Genomic DNA, 21,815 nt, shown 5'->3' with positions numbered 1-21,815 from the left:
CCGTCTACCAGGGGTTTCGCCATGTCAGCAGGCGAACGTGAACCTTGCGATCATGCTGTGATCAGCAGCCCGCCGCCGGGGATGAAAACGGCTCAGTGAATCAGGTCTTCACAGAGCATGTTCGACCTCGGCCTGTCCGTCTGCCGTCGTCCCAGCTTGGTGTAGCGGGCCAGCCGCGGGACTGCCAGGCCGCGCGCCCGGTGCCACGGCCGTGAAGAAGCGCAGGCGGCCCCGCGGCTGGTCTCCTAGGGCTTGTCCCTGGGACGGCGGCAGGCGAGCAGGCTTCCACCGCAATCACTCCACCGCCGCACGCCGCGATCTTGGGCTGGCCGGAGCCGGAGTGCCCCCGCATGAGGCATGCCGTGACGTCTGCCCCGTGACTGGCTCCGCTTGCGCTTAGGGAGCTCCGCCCCGTAAAGGGAGCACCGCGCCTCCGTTGCGGCCCTGTCCTCGTTCGCGCCGGCCGACCGGCGGTTCTGCGCGTCGGCCACAGAGCCTGAGCGGCAGTGGCTGGCCCGCGTCGCGTCGGCGGCGCGTGCGGCCCGGTCAGGACCGCTTCAAGTATGGGAAGAAAGTTCGCACACGGGGATTCATCGGCTGAGGCCGAGGCTTATCGTCTCTACGACTGACCAGCGGTACATATGGCCTTCACGGCGCAGCCGGACAAGCTCCACCTTGGAGACTCCGACTTCGACTGCGGGTAGCTCTCGCAATGGCGCACGGCTTCGATAGGTGGTCCGGCTGCCACCTGCCCGCTCGGGCTCCGGTCTGTGCGCTGCGAGCAGTGTGGCTGCGATGTCGAGACGTAGCAACGATCGACTCCAGCACGATTCGGATGCTGTCGAAGAGGTGCGGGCCTGGCTATAGATCTCAGAAGAGATGCAAGAGGACACTCCAGGAGGAGTGTCGCACTTCGCAGACAGATCACAGGCTCGCCGGATGACGTCATTCACCTGCATGCGAACCTCCGCGTGCGTATCTCCGGCCAGCGATGGCGAGGTGCTCACGCAGGCAGAGGCCGTGCTCACGGCCGCCGAGCAGGCCAAGCCCTGGCTCTCGGCGTACGTCACGCTGTCTCCCCTCACCGGCGCTCGCACCGAGGAGCTGCGTGAGCTCGCCTGGTCTCATGTGGTCGCCTACGACGAGGCCCGCCGGGTGTGGCAGCCGGTCATCCAGGCCGGTTGGGAACACGAGGAGTTCGCCATGTACGTCTGGCGATCAGTGCGGGCCACCGGGGACACCAAGACCCCCACGTCGCGGCGCACGCTCCAGCTGCCCCATCGATGCGTCCGCGCCCTGGTCGCGTTCTGGGAGCACCTGGCCGACCGTGACCTGGCCCCGAGCGAGCGCGACCAGGCACGCCTGGTGTTCGCCACCCGGAACGGCACCACGATGAGCGCGGGCAGCGTTCGTCGCGAGTTCCGGCGGGTGATCAGGCGGGCCGGTCTGGTCGATGCGGACTGGACGCCTCGGAAGATGCGGCACAGCTTCGTCTCACTGTTGTCAGCGGACGGAGTGCCCGTCGAGAACATCGCCCGGCTGATCGGGCACGCCGGCGGATCGGCGGTCACGGAGAAGGTCTATCGGCACCAGATCAGGCCCGTCATCCAGGACGGCGCGACGGTCATGGATCGAATCTTCCCTGGCCACGACCATGAGGGACAGTCACTCGGAAGATCAAAAAGGCCGGTTCCAAGTCTGGAACCGGCCTCTGAGCTGGTGGGCGATACTGGGATCGAACCAGTGACCTCTTCGGTGTGAAGGAAGACAGGGCAGTCTGATCATGTCGATCTGAGTCGATCGGGTGCCTCTCACCATACAAAACGCTCTGGGGAGGACACGGGCAGTCTGAGGAGGCCGCGAGGCGGTGGCTCCCCAACATGGCTCCCGTAGTCCTTCCGTACCTCCGGAATAACCCCGACCGAGCAGCTCCGACGAAACACCACGACTTCCAGGGCACCAGCGCCCCGAGCCAGTACGGGGTTTCGGAGTGTCGGGTCGGCCTCACACCCCCGAAGCAAACATCACACATTCGTTGCGCTCCAACGGGGGCGACGGCGACTCTGCACGGTCCGATGGATACATCGGCACAAACCCCCAACTACCTCAACACATCTTCACCCTGTTGCCAACTGTGTGAACTGATATATCCTCGCAAGGTGGTGGCGGGTGAACTACGGCAGCAGACTGGCAGTGACGGCATAGATCGAGCTAAGCGGTGGCTAAACTACTCGACTCGCGTAGCGTCAATATACACAAATACCGATAAAGTCTTCAAAGACCTGCTGCATTTCGACTGGCCTTACGGCGGCCAGGGATTCAGCTTTGACCTCGGCGGAAAGCTGCGAGGCGGCGACCTGCACGACAAATCGTTCATGGCCGAGGTAAAAGCCTACCGCTACGAAATGGACTCAGCAAAAGAGTACGGAGAGTTCGTGGCTTCGTGCTATGTCGCTTTCCAGGAAAAACCCGACCGATGCGACAATCTGATATGGATGTCCTGGGCGCCATTTCAGGCTCAAAAATGGCACCTGCACCGAAGCCCGGAGTTCATCAGAAAGCATCTTCTTCACCCCGACAACATCTTTCGCCTCTTTGGAACGAAATCGACCGATGAGGCGAAGGTCAAGTTGGACGAGCAAGTAATATTTGAGTTGACCAAGCGCCTATGGCTGCTAACCCTCTGCGATGAGCAGGAAAGCTTGGTAATCACGGGCGAGAACTATCAGCGCATTATGGCGTTCATGGGTATTGGCGAGGAGTCCCGATGAACGGTGCATTCAGTGCAGCTCTACGCCATGCATTAGAGTTCGACTCACCGGATCAGCGCATTGACTCACTCAAAACCAGCGTGAGCAACTTTCTTCACTCCGGCGATCCGTCGGTACGGATTAGAAAGACAGAATACTTCAACCACACATTTGCCCCTGATCTGGTACTGGGCTGGCCGGGCGAGAAACGCGAAAGGCTAGTCTTTCTGCGCACCAATCCGAATCCTGGATGGCTCGCGGAAGATCTCAAGGTTATCGCTCCCAGTCATCCGATTTTGCTGACACTGGACGACTTCGCCCCCCATCACAGCTCAAGCGCTCACGAACGGTTGATATTGGCCGCTAAAGAGGCGCGAGCACTGATAACCGGCCCTGATGCGATCGAGGAGTTTGTATCTCCTCAGACTCCGATCACATCCGTACTTACGAACGCAGTCATACGCGGGGGCGTGGGACTTGTCGATGAACGAGAAGCAAGAGGCGCAACGGAATCTGCCATTGCTGGGTTTTCAGCCGCCGAGAGCCTGAACGCAGAGCCTATTAGGTCAGCACTCGTAACTGCCGAAAGGATCTTGGACGAAGAGCAGGCAAATAGATTCAGCCGCCTCTACCAAGCAGTATGGGAAGGGCAAGGCGGAGCTCCAGAGACTTTTCCGTCTCACCGCTACTTGCCCGGCCCGCTGACAGGGGCAGACCTATCGCTTCTGCTTGCGACTTTGGTAACTGAAGATGTGCAATTCTGGCGTCGAGTCGGCCGCGGCCTACAGCTTGAACAAATAGTCGCCCTGGATCCTGAGTCGGGATCGAGCCTGAGCCGCCTGGTCGAGGCAAATCTAGATCGCTTGCTTGCTCGTGGAGCGCGAGTTTTTGGACAGAGCGCACCAGCGCCCATGGGACAGCGCGCTGATTGGAGAGTAGAGAGAGGCTGCCTTACACTTCGAGGTGACGGATGGACCGCATATTTTGCAGTCAGATCAAACGACTTGCCCGAATACGAGGAACGACGCGGCGTTTCTGTTGATACGCTAATTGATGGCGTCCGACAGATGGGCGTTCGAATGACCGACGTTAGGATACAGCAATCGAACTTCGCCATTTCGATTGAGGCTGTCGGCGAGGCTGACGTTGTAGACAGCCCAGACTTTGGTCAACTGGTGGCGCGAGGCGACTCCGTGGCACAAACCGCTGCGATTCAGATGCCTAGCGGGCGAAACTTGATAGCAGATTTCACTACTGGGACGGCTACAGGAAATACAACTGCCACGTTTTCTCTCGACGAACTGGCACAAACCGCTGTTCGGCTTCTACTTGAGCTGAGCCATCGTCATGTCCCTGATGCCGACGTGAGACTGGTCTCTGGCCGCGATCCAATCCTGATTCAGGATCCACTATGGGAAGAGTGATCCCCATAGAACTACTACCCTCACGTCGTCGATATTGCTTCCTCAACCATGGAAACTATTAATGGAAGGTTATATACAGGCCTTGACGACTGTGGCCAGCGCCGATGAAGCAGTCGCCTTGGCGCGCAGCATCCTTGAGAAACGCCTTGCCGCTGGAATACAGGTCGTCGGGCCGATTCGATCCCTCTACTGGTGGCGTGGAGAGTTGCGTGATGAGCAAGAATGGCAGTTGGCCATCCTGTCCACACGCGCTCTATTCAGCGCGCTCAAGGAGCATATAAGGACTAATCACAGCTACGAGACCCCAGAGATCATCGCAACCGAGATCATCACGGGTAGTGAAGAATACCTGGCCTGGATCAGCGCGGAGACGCGGAGAATTGACGCTTAGTGATGGCCAGATCCTCCAGGAAGGCGCGTACTGATGGTTGTGTCTGCCAGCGTCTGAGTGCTTCTCCAATGACAATGAATCGTGGTAGCCAAATGCCGGATTCTGTCTCGCGAATTACGGCTAGACCCTCTCGTGCTGCTTTGGCTGCCTCCTGGACTGAGCCGTGCACGATATGGGCTGTAGCAATGTCTCCAAGGATGATGCCTGCCCGCTTCCTCTCCACCTCGGACAGGCGCGATATGACCGCATGCGCGACCGCCTCAGCCTCGTCCAGTCGGCCGATCTGAGCGTAGGTGGAGATGGCGAAGGAGTCGAAACGATCCCGATCCAGGAACCGAGTCCATACGCGGTCCTCTTCCGGATCTGCAATGTTGAAGGCTTCGCGTGCTGCTTGCCACGACTGAAGAGCTGCTTCACTTTCGCCGAGTGCCGCGCTCTCTTCCGCATGTCTAGCAGCAAGCCAGGATGTGGTTCCAGGGGAGGTATTCACGGGCAAGTGCTGTAGAGCGGTGGTCAGGAGGGCTCTGGCTCTACCGTGGTTACCTTTACCGCTCGGTATGTAGCTCCTATATCCGAACGCGCACGCGATGATCGCTGGGTCACCGGCTTCCTTCGACGCCTTTTCGGCGGTGTCATAGAAGTTCCGTGCCGCAGAGATGTTGCCGAGGTCTGTTGCGATCCAGCCAGCAAGCACGCTGCTCTCGCCGGCGACCACGATCAAGCGCTTGCGAAGCTCATCCTTGGGGTCTGTGGCTGTGCCGTTCAGGATGGTGCCGACCTCGTTCAGGTGGGCCGCCAAGCCCTTGAAGATCGTATGGGCAGGAAGCATCTCTTCGAGGCGGTGGAACCCGGCGGCTCTCGCCTCCATCTCCCGGACCACGGCTTCGTCAATGGCGCTGGGCCTGGACAGAGCGAAGGCTACTTTCTCCCATGCCTCACTTTGCGCCAGAGCTGACTGGGCACCGAGTTGTGCCACCATGGCCAGTAGTTCGCGGCGCTTCAACGGCTCGCCCCTTTTCCCGATCGCTTCAGCGAAGAGCTGCAAGTCGAATGTGTCCGTAGGGATCTGCACCCCATCGCTGACAACTCGCACACCGCCACCGCCACCGGAGGACGCCAAGCCCAGATGGCGTCGCAAGTGGCCAGGCATGCCCAAACCATCAGCAAACGACTCAAATGTATGCTTTGCGGTCGGAACGCGCTTGCCACTCTTGTACTCGCTGACGCGCCCTTGAGGGATTCCGGTGAGGTTCGAGATCTGGCCCTGGGTGATGCCGTACTTGGTCAGGATGCGGATAACGCCGCCGAGATCACGCTGTTTGCAGACATCTTCCACGTCCTGACGTGCGAAAACAGTCTCAAGGACATGGCGAACTCGCTCTTGGTCCATCGTCATGGCGGCGTTCCGTTCCCCTGGTAGCGCTGCCTTCCGGGAGTAGTGGAGCTGTTCTTAGTCCATCACACCGTGAGATATCACGGTGAGATTATGCGGAACCGCTTTGCTTGGAAACCTCACATCAGTCCGTGGCGCAGGTCAGAGCTGATCTGAGTAGTTCCGAAGATCCGCATTTGTCTGGCTACCGCCATCCATTGATCGGTGAGCCGATTGCGGGAGGCCGGCACATGACTCCGGAGCAAGAGACGCCTCGTCTCGCTCCCATCACCGCCGTTGCCGTGGCTGTCCGGCTGCAACGAGAGCTGGCCGCCCATGGGATCACAACCGATGTGAACGAAGGCTACGGGCTGGCCGTGGTGTCGGTTTCACGCGGCCTGGTCGTGTGGACGAACGGTGATCTCTTCTGGTGGTGTTCAGGCTGGAACGATCGACGAGATCGCCCCATCTACGCCTGGCACCCATCGGCAGAGCCGCAGAGAGCAGCCGGGCGCATCGCCGCGCGCATCGGAGACCTGCGATCTGCCCCGCCTAAGCACTCCCAGCCCACACCGGCCCCGTCTGGCGAGATGCCATTCCAGAAGGGTGGTCTGGCGTGAGCGGCTACTCGACGATCCCGTACACCATCGCATTCGCCAACGAGCTGGTGAACGACCCGATCGGGTTCGTACCGCATGCGGGCAGGTTGCGGCTGGCCTACTTGCCATCACGCCCCGGAGACTGGGTAAGCCTGCACGCGGCCAAGGTGCGCAGAGAAGGCGGCATCCTGCGAGCCCGTACCCGCGACCTTCGCGACCATCCGGCCACACGCGGCACCGAGCGCATGCGCAAGCTGAACACGCGCAGGCAGTGGAGGTGCATGGACAAGCTGCTGTGCCAGGTATGCGGCACCCCAGCGACCGATTCCGCGTCGGCTCTGATTCCGTGGCCGCTGACCAAGACGGTGTTCGAGCGCACCGGGCTGCACAGCGGACGCACCAACGCCCCGCCGACCTGCTGGCGGTGCATTCCGAAGGCGCTGGAGGAGTGCCCCATGTTGCGTGAGGACTTCACCGTCTTCACCGTGACCGCCGCCCGCAGCGTCGGCGTGCTGGCGGACCTGTATCGCCCCGGGCTGCTCGACACGGTCATGCCCACGGCTCACAACGTGTTCGTTGCCTGGGACGACTTCCAGCACCACCCCTACGCGCTCGCCACCGCTCAGGTCGTCGAGCTGCACGGAATGGAGCCGTGCCGGATCAACCCTGAGGGAGGCCCCACAGACGCGCGACGGTGCGGTTGACCGGCTCGCTCACACCTTGCCCCGCGTCCTGCGTCGTCGCGTCAACGCCCCCGGCAGAGTCCTCTGCGCTCGCGCGAGCGCCAGTTCCCAAGGGCTCTGTCGGGGGTCTCTTCATGGACGCGTGCCGTGAGCTTGGGGTTATCTCACCACGGGATTGATCCATCTCATCGCCGGATGTTTTTGATCTCACTACATGATCACATCGCGCGATGGGTTCACCCCTTCCCCGGAACCTACCTTCACCTCGTAGGTCACCGGAAACGGAAGGGATGTGATCTAGATGAGCCCAGCTCAGCACCACCACCGCCGCGAACTGATCAGCGGATTGCGCGCCCTGGCGGCGTTCCTGGACAGCCACCCGCAGGTGCCCGTTCCCAGATACGGACCCGTCCGGGTGTCGGTACACACCAACTACGACACCGAAGCCACCACCGAGGCCGAGGCGATCACCGAAGTCGGGCGCATCGCCGCCCTGCTGGGCACCACGCCCATCGCCGAGAACGGGCACCACGTCGCCGGCATCGCCTTCGGCAGCGTCCGCTACGAAGCCGTCCTCATCACCCAGGCCGCGATCGAGCGCCGCGCCGCACGCGACTTCTACCGCGACGCGATCGCCCTCGACGAGATCGAGGGGGCGTGAGCAGTGGACATCGGACTGTTCGTCGTGTTCCTGGCCCTGGCCCTGTCGGTCGCCACGCTGACGCTGTTCGTGGTGGCGGTCGCCGTGATCCGTGCCGAGGACCGCCGCCACGCCCCCACCGGAGCCCTGAGCCGCCGCCTGCTGGGCACCTACGCCCACCGCGGCCGGCCGACCGCCTATGCCGGGAGGAGGTGAAGCCCTGATGCGCACGTTCCCGTTCCTGCCTGGCCGGTGCCCGTGCGGCGCCCCCGCAACGCCCGGCAACCAGCGGTGCCGCAAGTGCCGCGCCCGCTGGCGCTGGCACCGCCGCAAGTCCCGCCACGACGGCATCTGACCCTAACCACCTATCGAACTCGTCTGCGAGAGGAGGTGAAGCCTATGACCGTCACCGTCCCGCTGGTGCTCGTGTTCGGCGCACTGGTGTTCATCGCCTGGCGCTACCTGGGACTGCGCTGGTGGCACGCGCTGATCACGCTGCTGTTCGGCTTCCTACTGGCCGCCACCACGTTCGCACCCGACATCCGCGCCATCATGCGCGCCGCGTTGAGCTGGCTCACCAGCCACTGACCCCTGTCCCCGACCGAAGGACGTGATGCCTGATGACCCACCGCCACCCCTACCCGCACACCGATCTCCAGGAGGTTGCCCACCGCAACACCACCGCCGCCCAACTCCTGACGGCGCTTACCTCGACCCCATCGCTATCCGTCCGGGCGTACGTGATCGCAGCGCTCGGCGACATCGAGACCCTGATTGACGAGGTCACCGGACTGCGCGCCGAGCTGACCAGCATCCGCCACCAGCGCGCCAACCTGCTCGCCGCCATCCGCGCCACCCTGGCGGCCGACCACGACGGCGACGACGAACCCCTGTACTACGTGCGCGACGAGTTGCACGCCCAGACCCACCCCGACCAGACGGCCGGTGAGGGCCGATGAGCCGGCACCGCGCCTCACGTCACGAGATCCGCCGCAACGCACGCCGGATGCGACGCTACGGCGTCCAGCCCGTCGCCGGAATCGAAGACCTGGAGTTCGCGCCCCTGGCCATCGCCGGTATCGCCCGTCTGGCCTGGCGGTACCGCTCCGAACTCGCCCCACTCACCATGGCCACGTCCCTCCTGATCGCAAGCCTCGCCATGCGGCACTGGTTCCCCGAATGGTGGCCCGCCCTGATCATCGCCACCGTCATCGTGGCGGGCGCGCTGGCCATCGGGGGCCGGTGGGTCAACCTGCCACGACCGATCGAACGCGGCTACGCCGCCGTCACCACGGCGTTCGCCGGAACTTGGCTCACCCTGGCCACCCACTTCGGCCCGTTCAGGAACCCCCTGCCCGCCGTCCTGGGCATCGGCACCATCGTCCTGGCCGTGCCCTGGTGGGCGCACCGCCGCAGGCGTGCCCGCGTACGGGTGGAGCGCACACTGGCCGCCTGGCCGGACATCGCCCAAGCCGTCGGCCTGGCCGGGTCCCGCATCCAATCGGCCATGGTGGACCTGTGGGGCTACCGCTTCCGCCTCGGACTGGGAGTGGGCCAGACCGTCGAAGACGCCATCAACGCCGTCCCCCGCCTGGAATCGGCACTCGGCACCACACGCGGCGGCATCCGCGTCCAGCCCGTGGCCAGCAAGAAGGCCAACCGCGCGGATGTGCGGGTGATAGAGACCGACCCGCACGCCAACGCCATCACCTGGCCAGGCCCGTCCATCACCTCGATCACCCAACCGGCCAAGCTGGGACTGTTCGAGGACGGCGCACCCGTCCGCGTCCCCCTGCTCAGACGACATGCCCTGTTCGCGGGCATGTCGGGGGCCGGCAAGTCCGGTGGCGTCAACGTCCTGCTCGGCGACCTGACCGCCTGCCAAGACGTGATCCTCTGGGCCGTCGACCTCAAACGCGGCATGGAACTGCTGCCCTGGGCATCGTGCATCGGCCGCATAGCCACCACCCCACAGGAGGCAGAGACCCTGCTCGCCGATGCCGTGGTCATCCTCGACGGCCGCGCCGACGACCTCACCAGGCGAGGCGAACGCGTGTGGGAGCCATCACCGGACAGACCGGCGCTGATCATCGTCATCGACGAATACGCCGAACTGGCCAGCGAAGCCCCACGCGCGATCGACTACGCCGACTCCATCGCCCGGCGTGGCCGCGCGCCGGCGGTCAACCTGATCGCCGCCACCCAACGCCCGTCCAAGGACGCGATGGGCAAGAGCGCGGTCCGCTCACAGATGGACGTCAGGCTGTGCTTCCGCGTCCGCGAAGCCCGCGATGGCGACCTCGTCCTGGGACAGGGCATGGTCAAGGCCGGATGGCACCCGCACAAGCTGGATGCCCCCGGCAAGTTCCTGATCAGCTCCCCGGAGCACGACATCCCCCGCCGCGCCCGCAGCTACCTGCTCGACGACGAGGGCGTACAGGCCACCGCCGAACGGCACGCGCAGCACCGCCCGCCCCTCGACGAGGTGTCGGCCCAAGCCCTGGAACGCGCGGCTGAGATGCCCGTCATACCGGCCCAGCCCACCGCCCGGCCGTCCCCTCGACACGCCCGCGACAGCACCGTACGGACGGCTGAGGAGACCCTCACAGCCACACTGAAGCGAGCACCGAGCGACGGCGTGAGCATCGGCGATCTCATGCGCGAGACCGGCATGCGCCGCACATGGGTCTACCAACGCCTCCAAGACCTGAGCCGTGCCCGCCAGGTCGAACAGGTCTCTCGGGGCCGCTGGCGAGCCCTCCCAGAGGTGCACGATCCGTAATCGTCCGCGTCCGCCGTCCGTGTCCGTCCGCGCGTCTGCGCGTGTAGAGGGCGTGACAGGCGCGGACGAACGAACGGACGGACAATCACACACCGTTACCAATGACCGCGAGGGAGCCGCACACCCCGCCGACCGAGAGGGGGATGCACATGCAGGCGTACACCGTCGAACAAGTCGCGGAGATGCTGAGCGTCGGACGTGACAAGGTCTACTTCCTTCTCCGCACCGGCCAACTCAAGAGCATCAAGATCGGCAAGCTGCGCCGGATCACCGATCGCCACCTTGCCGAGTTCGTCTCTTCGCTGGAAGCCGTGGACGAGGCGTAGAGCAGCGTGCTACAACGTTCTACAGAGCCGGGTTGCGCGACACCACCGCACAACCCGGCAAGCGCCTCTTGATAACTGCATGACACGAAAGGAAGCCGTCAATGACGAGCGACCGAACCACCCTGCCTCCCGTACGCGTGGACACGGAACTGAAAGACCGTCTCCGCAGGTACGCCGAGTCGCAGGAACGAGATGTGTCGTGGGTGATCAGGAAGGCGATCGAGGAGTACCTCAACCGTCACGAGAAGGGGTGATCCCTTGGCCAAGATCCTGATCGGCAAGTACGAAGCGACCATCTATCCCGAGGGGGACGGCTTCACCGGGGCCATCTCCCTCGGGTTCGGCCCCGGCGGCAAGCGCCAGCGCCTCAAGCGCAAGGCCAAGACCAAGACGGCCGTCAAGGACAAGCTGATCAAGGCCGTCAAAGACCTTGAGGCGGGCGTCACCGCGTCGGAGACCTACACCGTGCGCGATGCCGTCAACGACTGGCTCAGCAAAGGTCTCAAGGGCCGATCCGAGAACACCGTCACCAAGCTGCGCATCCTCGCCGAGACGCACGTCATCCCGAAGCTGGGGAAGATCAAACTCCAGCAGCTACGCGCGGATCACGTAGACGAATGGCTTGACGCGCTCGCGAAAGAGCTGGCCACCACCACCCTTCGAGAGATCCACAGCGTCTTGAAGAGGGCCATCCGGCATGCTCAGGCACGCGACATGGTGCTCAGGAACGTTGCGGAGCTGGTCACCACGCCCAAGGGCACGGACGGACGACCGAGCAAAGCGCTCACCCGGCAACAAGCCGAAGCGGTGCTCGAAGCAGCCAAGTCGTCCGAACTCCACGCCTACGTGGTGCTCAGCCTCACCACCGGAGTCCGCACCGAGGAGGCCCGCGCGCTGCGCTGGGATCACGTGGTCACCTGGATTCCCGACCGCAAGGCGTGGCAGCCGGTGACCGAGGCAGGGTTCAAGCACAAGAAGTTCGCCATCTACGTATGGCGCACCGTCCGAGAGGGAGGTGACACCAAGACCCGCAAGTCGCGCCGCACGCTTGAACTGCCCAAGCTTGCGGCCGAGGCACTCCGGCACCACCACGTCAGCCAAGCCGCCCAGAAGCTCAGGACAGGCGAGGCATGGCAAGATCACAACCTGGTGTTCTGTACAAGCGTCGGCACACCGCTCGACGCGGCGAACGTACGGCGGGCATTTCGTAAGATCACCAAGGATGCGCAGCTCGGGACTGCGTGGACGCCGCGCGAGCTGCGCCACTCGTTCGTCTCCATCCTGAGCGACCAAGGCGTACCCATCGAGACCATCGCCGATCTCGTCGGGCACGCGGGCACCAGCGTCACGGAAGCGGTCTACCGGCACCAGCTACGGCCGGTGATCACCAAGGGTGCCCAGGCGATGAACACGATCTTCGGCGACAGCCGACACGGGTAGAGAGTCCGAGTGAGATGGCTCCCCGATTGGCTCCCATTGACTTCCCAGACATGCAGAAGGGGCCCCGGATCTACTCCGAAGCCCCTCTGACCTGCTACTTCATGGTGGGCGATACTGGGATCGAACCAGTGACCTCTTCGGTGTGAACGAAGCGCTCTCCCGCTGAGCTAATCGCCCGCCCTGTGCGGCTCCTCGCGGTGCCGACGGGGAAAACCATACCGCACTCCCGACCCCCTGGCGAAACGGTTGCCCGGCGGGGGCGGGAGGCGGCCGGGCGGGATTCGGGTGAAAGGCGGCGGTTGCCCATCAGCGGGAGGGCCGGGTGGCATACCATCGTCGTGTCCCGGGTAGACGCGGACCGTGATCCATCTCAGGAACGTTCTTGGTGCGCTCGCCGGGACTGGCCCCACAACACGCAAAACCCTCGCAAATACGACCCGATTGATGCCGTTTAGCCAGGTAGATGCCCAAATGTCCAGCTGTGAGTTGCGTTACAGAAGGGCCTTGGAGCGGAATCTTTCCTACAGGTTTCTTCGTTCCGCGTCATAGCTCCGGACGAAGTCCGCCCAGAGCAGTGCAAGCCCCGTAGAGGGGACCTACGACGAAAAGGTTTGGCTGACGATGAACAGCACCACCGTCTCCGCCGAGCTTGGCCTTCGGCTTGTGGTCCCCGACCGTAGTACCGTCCCCCTGCTCGCCGGGCTGAGCTACACAGCCGACGACCCGTACGCCATCCGCATGGCTTTCCACGTAGGGAACGACGAACCGGTCGAGTGGATCTTCGCCCGTGAGCTGCTCACGGTGGGCATCGTGCGCCGGGTCGGCGACGGTGACGTGCAGGTGTGGCCGGCGCGCAACGACGGCGAGCGGACCCTGCACATCAGCCTGACCTCGCCGTTCGGGCAGGCGCTCTTCGAGGTGCCGCTGGCCCCGCTGACCGAGTTCCTGCACCGCACGTACGAGAAGGTGCCGGCCGGCCGCGAGACCGACTACATGGACCTGGACGCCGAGCTGACCAACATGCTCTGGCCGTCCTGAGTCAGGCGGGCAGCTTCTCCAGGGTCTTGCGCATCCGGGCGATCTCGATGCGCTGGCCCGCGTAGACGTCCCTGGCCATCATGCGCATGCGCTGGTCCTTGCCCTCGGCCAGCTCCTCCCCCGCCATCTTCACCGCGCCCTCGTGGTGCCGGATCATGAGCTGCAGGAACATCCGGTCGAACGCGCCCCCGCGGGCGGCGCGCAGTGCCTGGAGCTGTTCCTCGGTGGCCATGCCGTAGCCGTCGCCGCCGCGGTGGGCGTGGCCGCGGGGGGCGGGGCGGCCGACGAGCGTGAGCCAGTTCGTCATGAGGTCGATCTCGGGCTGCTGGGTGAGCGCGATCTGGTCGGCGAACCTGCGGACCTCCTCGCTGCGGCCGCGGTTGGCGACCAGGCCCGTCATCTCCAGGGCCTGGCGGTGGTGCGGGATCATGCCTTCGGCGAAGCGCACGTCGGCGGCGGCGGGGGTGGCCGCGCCCTGCCCGACGCGTTCGCCCGGGGTGGCCGTGCGGCCCGGCGCGCCGGGCTTTTCGGGCACGATGACGGGCGCTCCGGTGCCGACCGCGGACGGCCCGCTCGGCGCCTGTGAGCAGGCTGCCAGGGCGTTCAGCATCAGAACTGTGACCAATAGTGCGCGCATTCCGGACCTCGCTGGCATAGCTTCCATACTGAGCTATGAAACGAGGGGGACAGGCGTGATCTTGGCCAGGCTACGGGGGGCCGTGCTGTGCGCGGCCGTTCTGCTCGTATCCGCATGCGCGGCGGGCCCGGAGCGACCACCGCAGGCCGATCCGCCGGGCAGCACGGCCGGGACGCCGGCGGGCCAGGCGCTCAAGCCGGGCGAGATCCGGATGAGCGACAACGTCAAGCACGTGGCGAACGTCCCGCGCGCCGCCCCGCTCAACGGCCCGATGGACTGGAACACCGACCTGGCCTTCCAGGGCGACTACGCGTACATGGGCAACTTCGGCGGCTTCACGGTCTTCGACATCAGCGACCCGGCCAACCCCAAGACGGTGAGCCAGGTGGCCTGCCCGGCCCAGCAGAACGACGTGTCGGTCTACCGCGACCTGCTGATCCTGTCGGTGGACGAGCCGCGCAGCGGCGAGGGCTGCGACTCGACCGACGGCGAGCGCGCCTGGGAAGGGCTGCGCATCTTCGACATCAGCGACAAGTCCAGCCCGCGGTTCGTGTCGGCCGTGGCGACCGACTGCGGCTCGCACACGCACACGATGGTGCCCAAGGACGACACGCTGTTCGTGTACGTGTCGTCGCCGGGGCCCGAGCCGGAGTCGACGACCTGCCCGCCGCCGCACAAGCTGATCCAGATCGTCGAGATCCCGATGGCCAACCCGGCCGCCGCCCGCGTCGCGGCCTCGCCCGACCTGCCCATCCAGGGGCACGAGGAGGCCACCGGCTGCCACGACATCACCGCCTACCCGGAGAAGAACCTGGCCGCGGCCGCCTGCTTCGGCGACGGCTTCCTGCTGGACATCGCCGACCCGCTCAACCCCAAGCTGCTGCAGCAGGTCAGCGACCGGGAGAACTTCCAGATCTGGCACTCGGCGACGTTCAACAACGACGCGACCAAGGTGCTGTTCACCGACGAGCTCGGCGGCGGCTCGGCGGCCACCTGCGACCGCAACACGCCCGCCACCAAGGGCGCCGACGCGGTCTACGACCTGGTCGACGGCCAGTTGCAGAAGCGCGGCTACTTCAAGATCCCGCGTGAGCAGCAGGAGGACGAGAACTGCGTCGCCCACAACGGCTCCCTGCTGCCCGTGCCGGGCAAGGACATCATGGTCCAGGCCTGGTACCAGGGCGGGGTGTCGTTCGTCGACTTCACCGACTCCGACAACCCCAAGGAGATCGGCTACTTCGAGCGCGGCCCGTTCGACGGTGACGACGGCGGCATCGCGGGCTCGTGGTCGGCCTACTACTACAACGGGTACGTGTACTCGGCGGACATCCGCGAGGGCCTGGACGTGCTGCGGATCGACGACCCGCTGACCGACCCGGCCGCGAAGGTGGAGATGGCCGACTTCAACGTGCAGACGCAGAAGAGCTACTGAGCGGCGCGCCAGCCGCTGTAGGCGGTGGTCCAGGACGAGGTGAGCACCGCGCCCTGGACCGGCGCCCGCCATTCGACGGCGAACCGTGACGGCAGGCCGTGCGCGCCGAGCGTGAGCGTCCAGACGAGGGTGCTGCGCGCCAGCTCGTCCCTGCTCCAGCCGCCGGCGATGTCGCGCAGCAGCTCCTGGACGTCCTGCGGGGCGTCCGTGGCGGGCACCTCGCCGCGGTGGACGTCTCCCGTACGGGTCACGCCGGTGGTGGCGGCGGCCAGCGCGGCGGCGGTGCCGGTGGAGGCCAGGACGGCGATCACCCGGGCGTGGTCGGCCACGCCCTCGGGGACCCTGCCGGGGCGGCCGTCGCGGACGGTGACCTCGACGGGCCTGTTCTCGGAGGCGGGCGAGGTGACGGTCATCGCGAGCTCGGCGCCGCCCCGCCGGTGGGCGATGCGGCCCCGCGCGTCGGCGTAGAAGTCGCTCTGCGACAGCCCGCCCTCGTAGGTGAAATCGGCCGCCGGGGTGCGCGCCAGCGCATGCCGTAAGGAGGCGGCGAGCGACGGCCCGGCCGGCGGTGAGGCGGCGGGCAGGGGGCGTACGGCCGCGGTGGTGGCGGCGGGGTCGCCGCCGCCCTGCCACCAGGCCAGGCCGGCGGCCACGCCGGCGGCCACGACGGCGGCCGCGGCCACGACGGACACCACGCCCGCCACCGCCCTGTTCCGCCGTCGTGCCGGTGTCGCGCCCTGCCCCGCCATCACGTCTCCGCCCGCCTCGTCATGATCACGCCCGCCGGACCCGGCAGGTCAGGGGTTGAGGTCGGCGGCGGAGCGCTCGGCGAAGACGCGCATCGCCTTGGCCGTGATCGGCCCCGGCGCGGCCGGCAGCTCGGTCTCGTCGACGAGGCTGATCGGCTGCACGTCGCGCGTGGTCGAGGTGAGGAACGCCTCCTCGGCCCCGTAGAGGGCGCTCAGCGGCACGTCGACCTCCTCGGCGCCGAACCACTCCAGGACCAGGGCGCGGGTCACGCCGGCCAGGCAGCCGGACTCGAGCGTCGGCGTGAGCAGCTGCCCGTCGCGGACGATGAAGACGTTGGAGCCGGTGCCCTCGCACAGGTTGCCGGCCAGGTTGCCGAAAACGGCCTCGCCGCCGCCGCGCGTCTTGGCGTAGGCCAGGGCCTTGGCGTTGTCGCCGTAGGAGGTGCTCTTGACGCCGGACAGCGCGCCGCGCTCGTTGCGCGGCCAGGGCACGACGGTGACCTTGGCCGTGGCGGGGAACGGCTTCTGCTCGTCCACGATGACGACGCAGGTCGTGCCCTGGTCGCCGCGGTCGGAGCCGAGCGGGCCCGGGCCGCTGGTGTAGGTGATGCGGACGCGGCCGAGCGCCCAGGCGGGGGCGGCCTCCAGGCACCGGGCGACGCCGTCGGCGATCGCGTCGAGGTCGGGCTCCGGCAGGTCCATGCGGCGGGCCGACAGCGCGAGCCGGTCGAGGTGGCGGGTGAGCGCGAAGACCTCGCCGCGCACGATCTTCACGGTCTCGAAGACGCCGTCGCCGACCATGAGCCCGTGGTCGAACACCGAGACGGTGGCCTGCGCGGGGTCGATCAGCTCTCCGTTGACCCAGACCGGGATGTTCATCGATTTCCTCCTGAGGATGCCAGTGCCATGAGCCTGGACGCCTTGAGCTCGGTTTCGAGCCACTCTCGCCGGGGGTCGCTGCTCCAGGTGATGCCCGCTCCGGTGCCGAAGCGGATCTCGCCGCCGCTCATCCAGAACGTCCTGATGCCGACGGCCAGCGCCGCCGTGCCCCGGTCGGCGTCGACCCAGCCCACTGCCCCACAGTAGGGCCCGCGCGGCTCGGGTTCGAGCGCATTGATGATGCGCAGGGCCGACGACTTGGGCGCGCCGGTGACCGAGCCGGGCGGGAACGTGGCGGCGAACAGCTCGGGCCAGCCCGCTCCCGGCGCGAGCCTGGCGCGCACGGTGGAGACGAGGTGGACGAGCCCGGGGTGCTCCTCGACGGCGCACAGCCGGGGCACCTCGACGGTGCCGACGGCCGCGACCCGGCCGAGGTCGTTGCGGACCAGGTCGACGATCATCACGTTCTCGGCGTGGTCCTTCTCCAGCAGGTCGCCGGCGGTGACGCCGGTGCCCTTGATGGGGCCGGACTCGACGACGTCGCCGTCGCGCGACAGGTAGAGCTCGGGCGAGGCGGACACGACGGCGAGGCCGGGCACCTGGATGACGCCCGCGTAGGGGGCGGGGTTGCCCTCGGCGAGGCGGGCGGCGAGGGCGAGCGGGTCGGCCCCGTCGGGGAGCGGCGCGGTCAGCACCCGGCACAGGTTGGCCTGGTAGACCTCGCCGCGCTCGATGTGGTCGCGGATGGTGCGGACGCCCCGCTCGTAGGCGTCCTGGTCGAGGGAGCCGCGCCAGTCGCCGGGGCGCGGGCCCTGCCAGGGGGCGCGCGGGCGGGGCAGCGGGGCCTGGCGCACCTGGTCGAAGCGGGCGCAGGTGACCTTGCCCTCGAAGCCGACCACGACGGCCCACCAGCCTTCGGAGTCGAGCGCGGCCAGGTCGGTGGTCACGTCACGCAGCCCGGTGGCGAGCCGGCCGTTCAGGTGGGCGAAGCCGTACACGCTTCCCATTCTTTCAGCATTCGGACAAACTCCAGCGCCGCGGGCAGTGGCGCTTCGGGCAGGGCAGCGTACACCTTCCGCACGGGCAGCTCGTCCCGCAGGGGGCGCAGCACGAGCCCGGCGGGGACGGCGCGGGCGGCGAGCTCGGGGACGAGGGTGACGCCGAGCCCGGCGGCGACGCAGCCGAACTTGCCCGACCACTCGGCCACCCGCAGCCCGCCGCGCGGGGTGAACCCGGCGGCGGCGCAGGCGGCGGCGAGCAGCGTCGGCTGGCCGCGCGGCGCCGCCTCGATCCACCGTTCGCCGGCCAGCTCGCGCAGGTCGACGGCGTCCTCGCCGGCCAGCCGGTGCCCGTGCGGCAGGCAGACCAGCAGCCGGTCGTCGCGCAGGTGGACGACGCGGCCGCCGCCGTCGCCGGGCAGCCCGGCCGGGTAGTCGCTGATAACGGCCAGGTCCAGCGCACCGGCCTGGAGCCGTTCGGTGAGGCGGGGGCTGAGCGCTTCGACGAGCCGCAGCTCCACGCCGGGCCGCCGGTCGGCGAAGCGGCTGAGCGTCGCGGGCACCAGCTCGGCGTTGGCCGTGGCGAACGCGCCCACGCGCAGCGTGCCGCCGCTGCCGCCGTGGATGGCGGCCAGCTCCTCCCTGGCCCGGTCGAGCCGGTCGAGCACCGCGGTGGCGTGCCGGTGCAGCGCGGCCCCGGCGGGGGTGAGCCGCACGCCCCTGGGCAGCCGTTCGAACAGCGGGCCGCCGGCGGCGCGTTCCAGGGCGGCGACGCGCCGGGAGACGGCCGACTGGGTCTGGCCGAGCAGCTCGGCGGCGGCCGTGAACGAGCCGCCCCTGGCCACCTCGTCGAACAGGCGCAGGGCCGCGGTGTCGAAGGCATTCACGTCAGGCATGGCTGGCATGCAATCTAGTCGGTGGTGGAATACCGTGCGAATCCCTTCAATGGTGACGTGATTGCATTTCTTGGACAGGGGCGCATGGGCGTCCCCATGGCCCGGCGGCTCGCGGAGGCCGGGCACGAGGTGACGACGTGGCGGCGCGGGACCGGGATCTCGCCCGCCGAGGCGGTGGCCGGGGCGGACCTGGTCATCACGATGCTGCGCGACGGCGACGCGGTGCGCGAGGTGCTGACGGCGGCGCTGCCGGGGCTGCGGCCCGGCGTGACCGTGGTGGAGATGTCGACGATCGGCCCGGACGCGGTGCGCGAGCTGCGGGCGCTGCTGCCGCCCGAGGCGGGCCTGGTGGACGCGCCGGTGCTGGGCAGCGTCGCCCCGGCGGCCGAGGGCACGCTGACCGTGCTGGCCGGGGGCGACGTGGCGGCCGTGCGCGAGGTGCTGGCGGTGTTCGGCACCGTGCGGGAGCTCGGGCCGCTGGGCGCGGGCGCGGCGCTGAAGCTCGCCGTCATGAGCGCGCTCGTGCCCGCCCAGGTGCTGCTCGCGGAGACGTTCGCGTACGGCGAGGCGCACGGCGTGGACCGGGACGCGCTCGCCGCCGTGCTGGCGGGCACCCCGCTCGGCGCGCTGGCCGGGCGGCTGGCCGCGCCCGCGCGGGAGACCCGTTACGCGCTCGGGCTGGCGGCCAAGGATCTGGACCTGGCCGCGTGGGACGGCGCCTCGCTGGCCGCCGCCGCGCTGCGCCGCCTGCGCGAGGCCGAGGCGGCGGGCCTGGGCGAGCGCGACCTGACCGCGATCGCCGGGCACGTCGCCCGGCCCGCCGCGCCGGGCCGGGCGGTGCCACTGAACCCGGCGGCGGTTCCGGCCACGAACGGCATGTACTCGCACGCGGTCCGCGTGGGCGACATGCTGTACGTCTCGGGCCAGGCGGCCTTCGACGCGAACGGCGACGTGGTCGGCGAAGGCTCGATGGCGGCCCAGGCCGAGTGCGTCTTCGAGAACCTGTCGCGCATCCTGGCCGACCAGGGCGCCACGTTCGCCGATCTCGCCTTCATCCGCACGTACCTGACGAACATGGACGACAGGGTCGAGTACGGGCGCGTACGGAGGAAGTACATCACCGGGACGCCGCCGGCGAGCACGACCGTGGAGGTGTCCCGGCTGTTCATGCCCGGCCTGCTGCTGGAGGTGGACGCGATCGTGGCGCTGCCCCGGCGTTAGGCCAGCGGGCCGGTCACCGACTCGACGGCCTCGACCACGCCGCCGTCGGCGACGAGCCGCACGGCGGCCTCGATCTCCGGCGCGAGGAAGCGGTCAGGGCCGGGACCCGGCACGGTCTCGCGCAGCGCCTTGACCACGGCGGCCGTGGCGGGGGCGGGCTCGAGCGGGCGGCGCAGGTCGAGCGCGCGGGCAGCGGTGAGCACCTCGACGGCCAGCACCCGGGTCAGCCCGTCGACGGAGCGGCGCAGCTTGCGGGCGGCCGACCAGCCCATCGAGACGTGGTCCTCCTGCATGGCCGAGCTCGGGATGGAGTCGACGCTGGCGGGCACGGCCAGGCGCTTGAGCTCCGACACGATCGCGGCCTGCGTGTACTGGGCGATCATGTGGCCGGAGTCGACGCCGGGGTCGTCGGCCAGGAACGCGGGCAGCCCGTGGTTGCGCGCCACGTCGAGGAAGCGGTCGGTGCGCCGCTCGGACATCGAGGCCAGGTCGGCGGCCACGATCGCCAGGAAGTCGAGCACGTACGCGACGGGCGCGCCGTGGAAGTTGCCGTTGGACTCGACGCGGCCGTCGGCGAGCACCGCCGGGTTGTCGACGGCGCTGGCCAGCTCCCAGCCGGCGACGGCGGCGGCGTGCGCGATCGTGTCGCGGGCGGCGCCGGCGACCTGGGGGGCGCAGCGCAGCGAGTAGGCGTCCTGGACGCGGGTGCAGTTCTCCGGGTCGCGGTGGCTGGCCATGATGCCGGAGCCGGCCAGGATCTTCACCATGTTGGCGGCGGCGAGCGCCTGGCCTGGCTGCGGGCGCAGCGCCTGCAGCTCGGGGGCGAACACGCGGTCGGTGCCGAGCAGCGCCTCGACGCTCATCGCGGCGCTCACGTCGGCGGTGCGCACGAGCCGGGTGAGGTCGTCGATGGCCAGCACGAGCATGCCGAGCATGCCGTCGGTGCCGTTGATGAGCGCCAGGCCCTCCTTGGCGGCCAGCTCGACGGGCTCGATCCCGGCCTGCTTGAGCGCCTCGCCCGCCGCCGTGACGTTGCCGGACGGGTCGCGGACGACGCCCTCGCCCATGAGCGTGAGCGCGACGTGCGCCAGCGGGGCCAGGTCGCCGGAGCAGCCGAGGCTGCCGTACTCGTGGACGATCGGCGTGATGCCGGAGCTGATGAGGGCGGCCAGGGCCTTGGCCGTGGTCGGCCGCACGCCGGTGTGGCCGGTGGCCAGAGTGTGCAGGCGCAGCAGCATGAGCGCGCGCACCACCTCGGTCTCCACCTCGGGCCCGTTGCCGGCGGCGTGGGAGCGCACCAGGGAGCGCTGGAGCTGGGCGCGCAGCGAGGGGTCGATGTGGCGGGTGGCCAGAGCGCCGAACCCGGTGGACACCCCGTACGCGGGGACCGGGCTCTCGGCCAGCTCGTCCACCCGCTGCCTGGAGGCCGCGACGGCGGCCATGGCGTCGTCGGTGAGGCGTACGGCGGCGCCGTGGCGGGCCACCCGGATGACGTCGTCGAAGGTGAGGGGTTCGGGACCGACGTTCACGACTCCGTTGTCGCGCATGATGTGTTTTC

24 protein-coding genes and 2 tRNA genes are annotated in these 21,815 nt (G+C 67.7%); 17 read left to right on the top strand and 9 right to left on the bottom strand.

What is annotated here, in order from left to right; genetic code table 11:
- The first annotated feature begins 903 nt into the window (after positions 1–903).
- Positions 904–1,761 (top strand): tyrosine-type recombinase/integrase, encoded by an 858-nt coding sequence (locus ACWDXC_RS37415; RefSeq protein ID WP_449990319.1) that lies wholly within the window; start codon positions 904–906, stop codon positions 1,759–1,761.
- Here ACWDXC_RS37415 and ACWDXC_RS37410 read toward each other — a convergent pair.
- Positions 1,718–1,829, bottom strand: a tRNA-Ser gene (locus ACWDXC_RS37410). The two genes, ACWDXC_RS37415 and ACWDXC_RS37410, sit on opposite strands and share 44 nt — an antisense overlap.
- Before the next feature lie 330 nt (positions 1,830–2,159).
- On the opposite strand from ACWDXC_RS37410, the gene ACWDXC_RS37405 reads away from it, so the two are divergent.
- The 3 genes from ACWDXC_RS37405 (at position 2,160) to cutA (ending at position 4,565) form a co-directional block, all read left to right on the top strand.
- The gene (locus tag ACWDXC_RS37405; protein WP_449990316.1) at positions 2,160–2,771 is read left to right on the top strand and encodes a hypothetical protein; all 612 of its coding nucleotides are present in this window, start codon (positions 2,160–2,162) and stop codon (positions 2,769–2,771) included.
- Positions 2,768–4,174 (top strand): hypothetical protein, encoded by a 1,407-nt coding sequence (locus ACWDXC_RS37400; RefSeq protein ID WP_449990313.1) that lies wholly within the window; start codon positions 2,768–2,770, stop codon positions 4,172–4,174. The genes ACWDXC_RS37405 and ACWDXC_RS37400 overlap by 4 nt, the downstream gene beginning before the upstream one ends.
- Before the next feature lie 91 nt (positions 4,175–4,265).
- The gene (cutA, locus tag ACWDXC_RS37395) at positions 4,266–4,565 is read left to right on the top strand and encodes a divalent-cation tolerance protein CutA (RefSeq protein WP_449990331.1); all 300 of its coding nucleotides are present in this window, start codon (positions 4,266–4,268) and stop codon (positions 4,563–4,565) included.
- Here the strand turns inward: cutA and ACWDXC_RS37390 are convergent.
- Positions 4,534–5,961 carry a helix-turn-helix domain-containing protein gene (locus ACWDXC_RS37390; protein WP_449990310.1) on the bottom strand — a complete coding sequence of 476 codons (1,428 nt, stop codon included), beginning with the start codon at positions 5,959–5,961 and terminating at the stop codon, positions 4,534–4,536. The genes cutA and ACWDXC_RS37390 overlap by 32 nt on opposite strands.
- 592 nt (positions 5,962–6,553) lie before the next feature.
- Here ACWDXC_RS37390 and ACWDXC_RS37385 point away from each other — a divergent pair.
- The 10 genes from ACWDXC_RS37385 (at position 6,554) to ACWDXC_RS37340 (ending at position 12,407) form a co-directional block, all read left to right on the top strand.
- Positions 6,554–7,240: a hypothetical protein gene (locus tag ACWDXC_RS37385; protein ID WP_449990307.1), complete on the top strand. Its 687-nt coding sequence runs from the start codon at positions 6,554–6,556 to the stop codon at positions 7,238–7,240.
- Positions 7,241–7,520: 280 nt separating this feature from the next.
- Positions 7,521–7,880 (top strand): hypothetical protein, encoded by a 360-nt coding sequence (locus ACWDXC_RS37380; RefSeq protein WP_449990304.1) that lies wholly within the window; start codon positions 7,521–7,523, stop codon positions 7,878–7,880.
- A 3-nt stretch (positions 7,881–7,883) separates the two neighbouring features.
- Positions 7,884–8,075, top strand: a complete 192-nt coding sequence (locus tag ACWDXC_RS37375) for a hypothetical protein (RefSeq protein ID WP_449990301.1) — start codon at positions 7,884–7,886, stop codon at positions 8,073–8,075.
- A gap of 7 nt (positions 8,076–8,082) precedes the next feature.
- Complete coding sequence (locus tag ACWDXC_RS37370) at positions 8,083–8,214, top strand: hypothetical protein (protein ID WP_364929166.1); 132 nt, start codon at positions 8,083–8,085, stop codon at positions 8,212–8,214.
- Between the two features lie 44 nt (positions 8,215–8,258).
- Positions 8,259–8,447 (top strand): hypothetical protein, encoded by a 189-nt coding sequence (locus ACWDXC_RS37365; protein WP_449990298.1) that lies wholly within the window; start codon positions 8,259–8,261, stop codon positions 8,445–8,447.
- A gap of 152 nt (positions 8,448–8,599) precedes the next feature.
- Positions 8,600–8,818, top strand: a complete 219-nt coding sequence (locus ACWDXC_RS37360) for a hypothetical protein (RefSeq protein WP_449990296.1) — start codon at positions 8,600–8,602, stop codon at positions 8,816–8,818.
- Positions 8,815–10,641, top strand: a complete 1,827-nt coding sequence (locus ACWDXC_RS37355) for an FtsK/SpoIIIE domain-containing protein (RefSeq protein WP_449990293.1) — start codon at positions 8,815–8,817, stop codon at positions 10,639–10,641. The genes ACWDXC_RS37360 and ACWDXC_RS37355 overlap by 4 nt, the downstream gene beginning before the upstream one ends.
- A 149-nt stretch (positions 10,642–10,790) precedes the next feature.
- Entirely contained in the window at positions 10,791–10,967 is a 177-nt protein-coding gene (locus ACWDXC_RS37350; protein ID WP_375072605.1) for a helix-turn-helix domain-containing protein, read from the top strand.
- Between the two features lie 101 nt (positions 10,968–11,068).
- A complete protein-coding gene (locus tag ACWDXC_RS37345) occupies positions 11,069–11,221 on the top strand; it encodes a CopG family ribbon-helix-helix protein (protein WP_347624618.1) in 153 nt (50 codons plus the stop codon).
- Positions 11,222–11,225: 4 nt separating this feature from the next.
- Positions 11,226–12,407 carry a site-specific integrase gene (locus tag ACWDXC_RS37340; RefSeq protein ID WP_449990290.1) on the top strand — a complete coding sequence of 394 codons (1,182 nt, stop codon included), beginning with the start codon at positions 11,226–11,228 and terminating at the stop codon, positions 12,405–12,407.
- A 102-nt stretch (positions 12,408–12,509) separates the two neighbouring features.
- Here ACWDXC_RS37340 and ACWDXC_RS37335 read toward each other — a convergent pair.
- Positions 12,510–12,584 (bottom strand) — tRNA-Val (locus ACWDXC_RS37335).
- 444 nt (positions 12,585–13,028) lie between these two features.
- On the opposite strand from ACWDXC_RS37335, the gene ACWDXC_RS37330 reads away from it, so the two are divergent.
- Positions 13,029–13,445 carry an SsgA family sporulation/cell division regulator gene (locus tag ACWDXC_RS37330; RefSeq protein ID WP_049570603.1) on the top strand — a complete coding sequence of 139 codons (417 nt, stop codon included), beginning with the start codon at positions 13,029–13,031 and terminating at the stop codon, positions 13,443–13,445.
- 1 nt (position 13,446) lies between these two features.
- Here ACWDXC_RS37330 and ACWDXC_RS37325 read toward each other — a convergent pair whose 3' ends face one another.
- Positions 13,447–14,055: a DUF305 domain-containing protein gene (locus ACWDXC_RS37325; protein WP_449990288.1), complete on the bottom strand. Its 609-nt coding sequence runs from the start codon at positions 14,053–14,055 to the stop codon at positions 13,447–13,449.
- 85 nt (positions 14,056–14,140) lie between these two features.
- Between ACWDXC_RS37325 and ACWDXC_RS37320 the strand changes: the two genes are divergently transcribed.
- Positions 14,141–15,514 carry an LVIVD repeat-containing protein gene (locus ACWDXC_RS37320; protein ID WP_449990328.1) on the top strand — a complete coding sequence of 458 codons (1,374 nt, stop codon included), beginning with the start codon at positions 14,141–14,143 and terminating at the stop codon, positions 15,512–15,514.
- On the opposite strand, the gene ACWDXC_RS37315 is transcribed toward ACWDXC_RS37320, so the two are convergent.
- From ACWDXC_RS37315 to ACWDXC_RS37300, 4 genes are all read right to left on the bottom strand, one after another.
- Positions 15,508–16,209, bottom strand: a complete 702-nt coding sequence (locus ACWDXC_RS37315) for a hypothetical protein (protein WP_449990285.1) — start codon at positions 16,207–16,209, stop codon at positions 15,508–15,510. The two genes, ACWDXC_RS37320 and ACWDXC_RS37315, sit on opposite strands and share 7 nt — an antisense overlap.
- 102 nt (positions 16,210–16,311) lie before the next feature.
- Positions 16,312–17,142, bottom strand: a complete 831-nt coding sequence (locus ACWDXC_RS37310) for an aminotransferase class IV (RefSeq protein ID WP_449990282.1) — start codon at positions 17,140–17,142, stop codon at positions 16,312–16,314.
- Positions 17,139–18,149, bottom strand: coding sequence for a chorismate-binding protein (locus ACWDXC_RS37305; RefSeq protein WP_449990279.1), 1,011 nt, complete (start codon positions 18,147–18,149; stop codon positions 17,139–17,141). The genes ACWDXC_RS37310 and ACWDXC_RS37305 overlap by 4 nt, the downstream gene beginning before the upstream one ends.
- A complete protein-coding gene (locus ACWDXC_RS37300) occupies positions 18,119–19,036 on the bottom strand; it encodes a LysR family transcriptional regulator (RefSeq protein WP_449990276.1) in 918 nt (305 codons plus the stop codon). Before ACWDXC_RS37300 ends, ACWDXC_RS37305 begins: the two co-directional genes overlap by 31 nt.
- Positions 19,037–19,093: 57 nt before the next feature.
- Between ACWDXC_RS37300 and ACWDXC_RS37295 the strand changes: the two genes are divergently transcribed.
- Positions 19,094–20,257, top strand: a complete 1,164-nt coding sequence (locus ACWDXC_RS37295; protein ID WP_449990274.1) for an NAD(P)-binding domain-containing protein — start codon at positions 19,094–19,096, stop codon at positions 20,255–20,257.
- Here ACWDXC_RS37295 and hutH read toward each other — a convergent pair.
- A complete protein-coding gene (hutH, locus tag ACWDXC_RS37290; RefSeq protein ID WP_449990271.1) occupies positions 20,254–21,804 on the bottom strand; it encodes a histidine ammonia-lyase in 1,551 nt (516 codons plus the stop codon). The genes ACWDXC_RS37295 and hutH overlap by 4 nt on opposite strands.
- Positions 21,805–21,815 lie beyond the last annotated feature (11 nt).

It is taken from the genome of Nonomuraea sp. NPDC003214 (assembly GCF_053590035.1).
The sequence above is the reverse complement of the archived record's forward strand: the minus strand, read 5'-3'. Positions and strand labels throughout refer to the sequence as shown.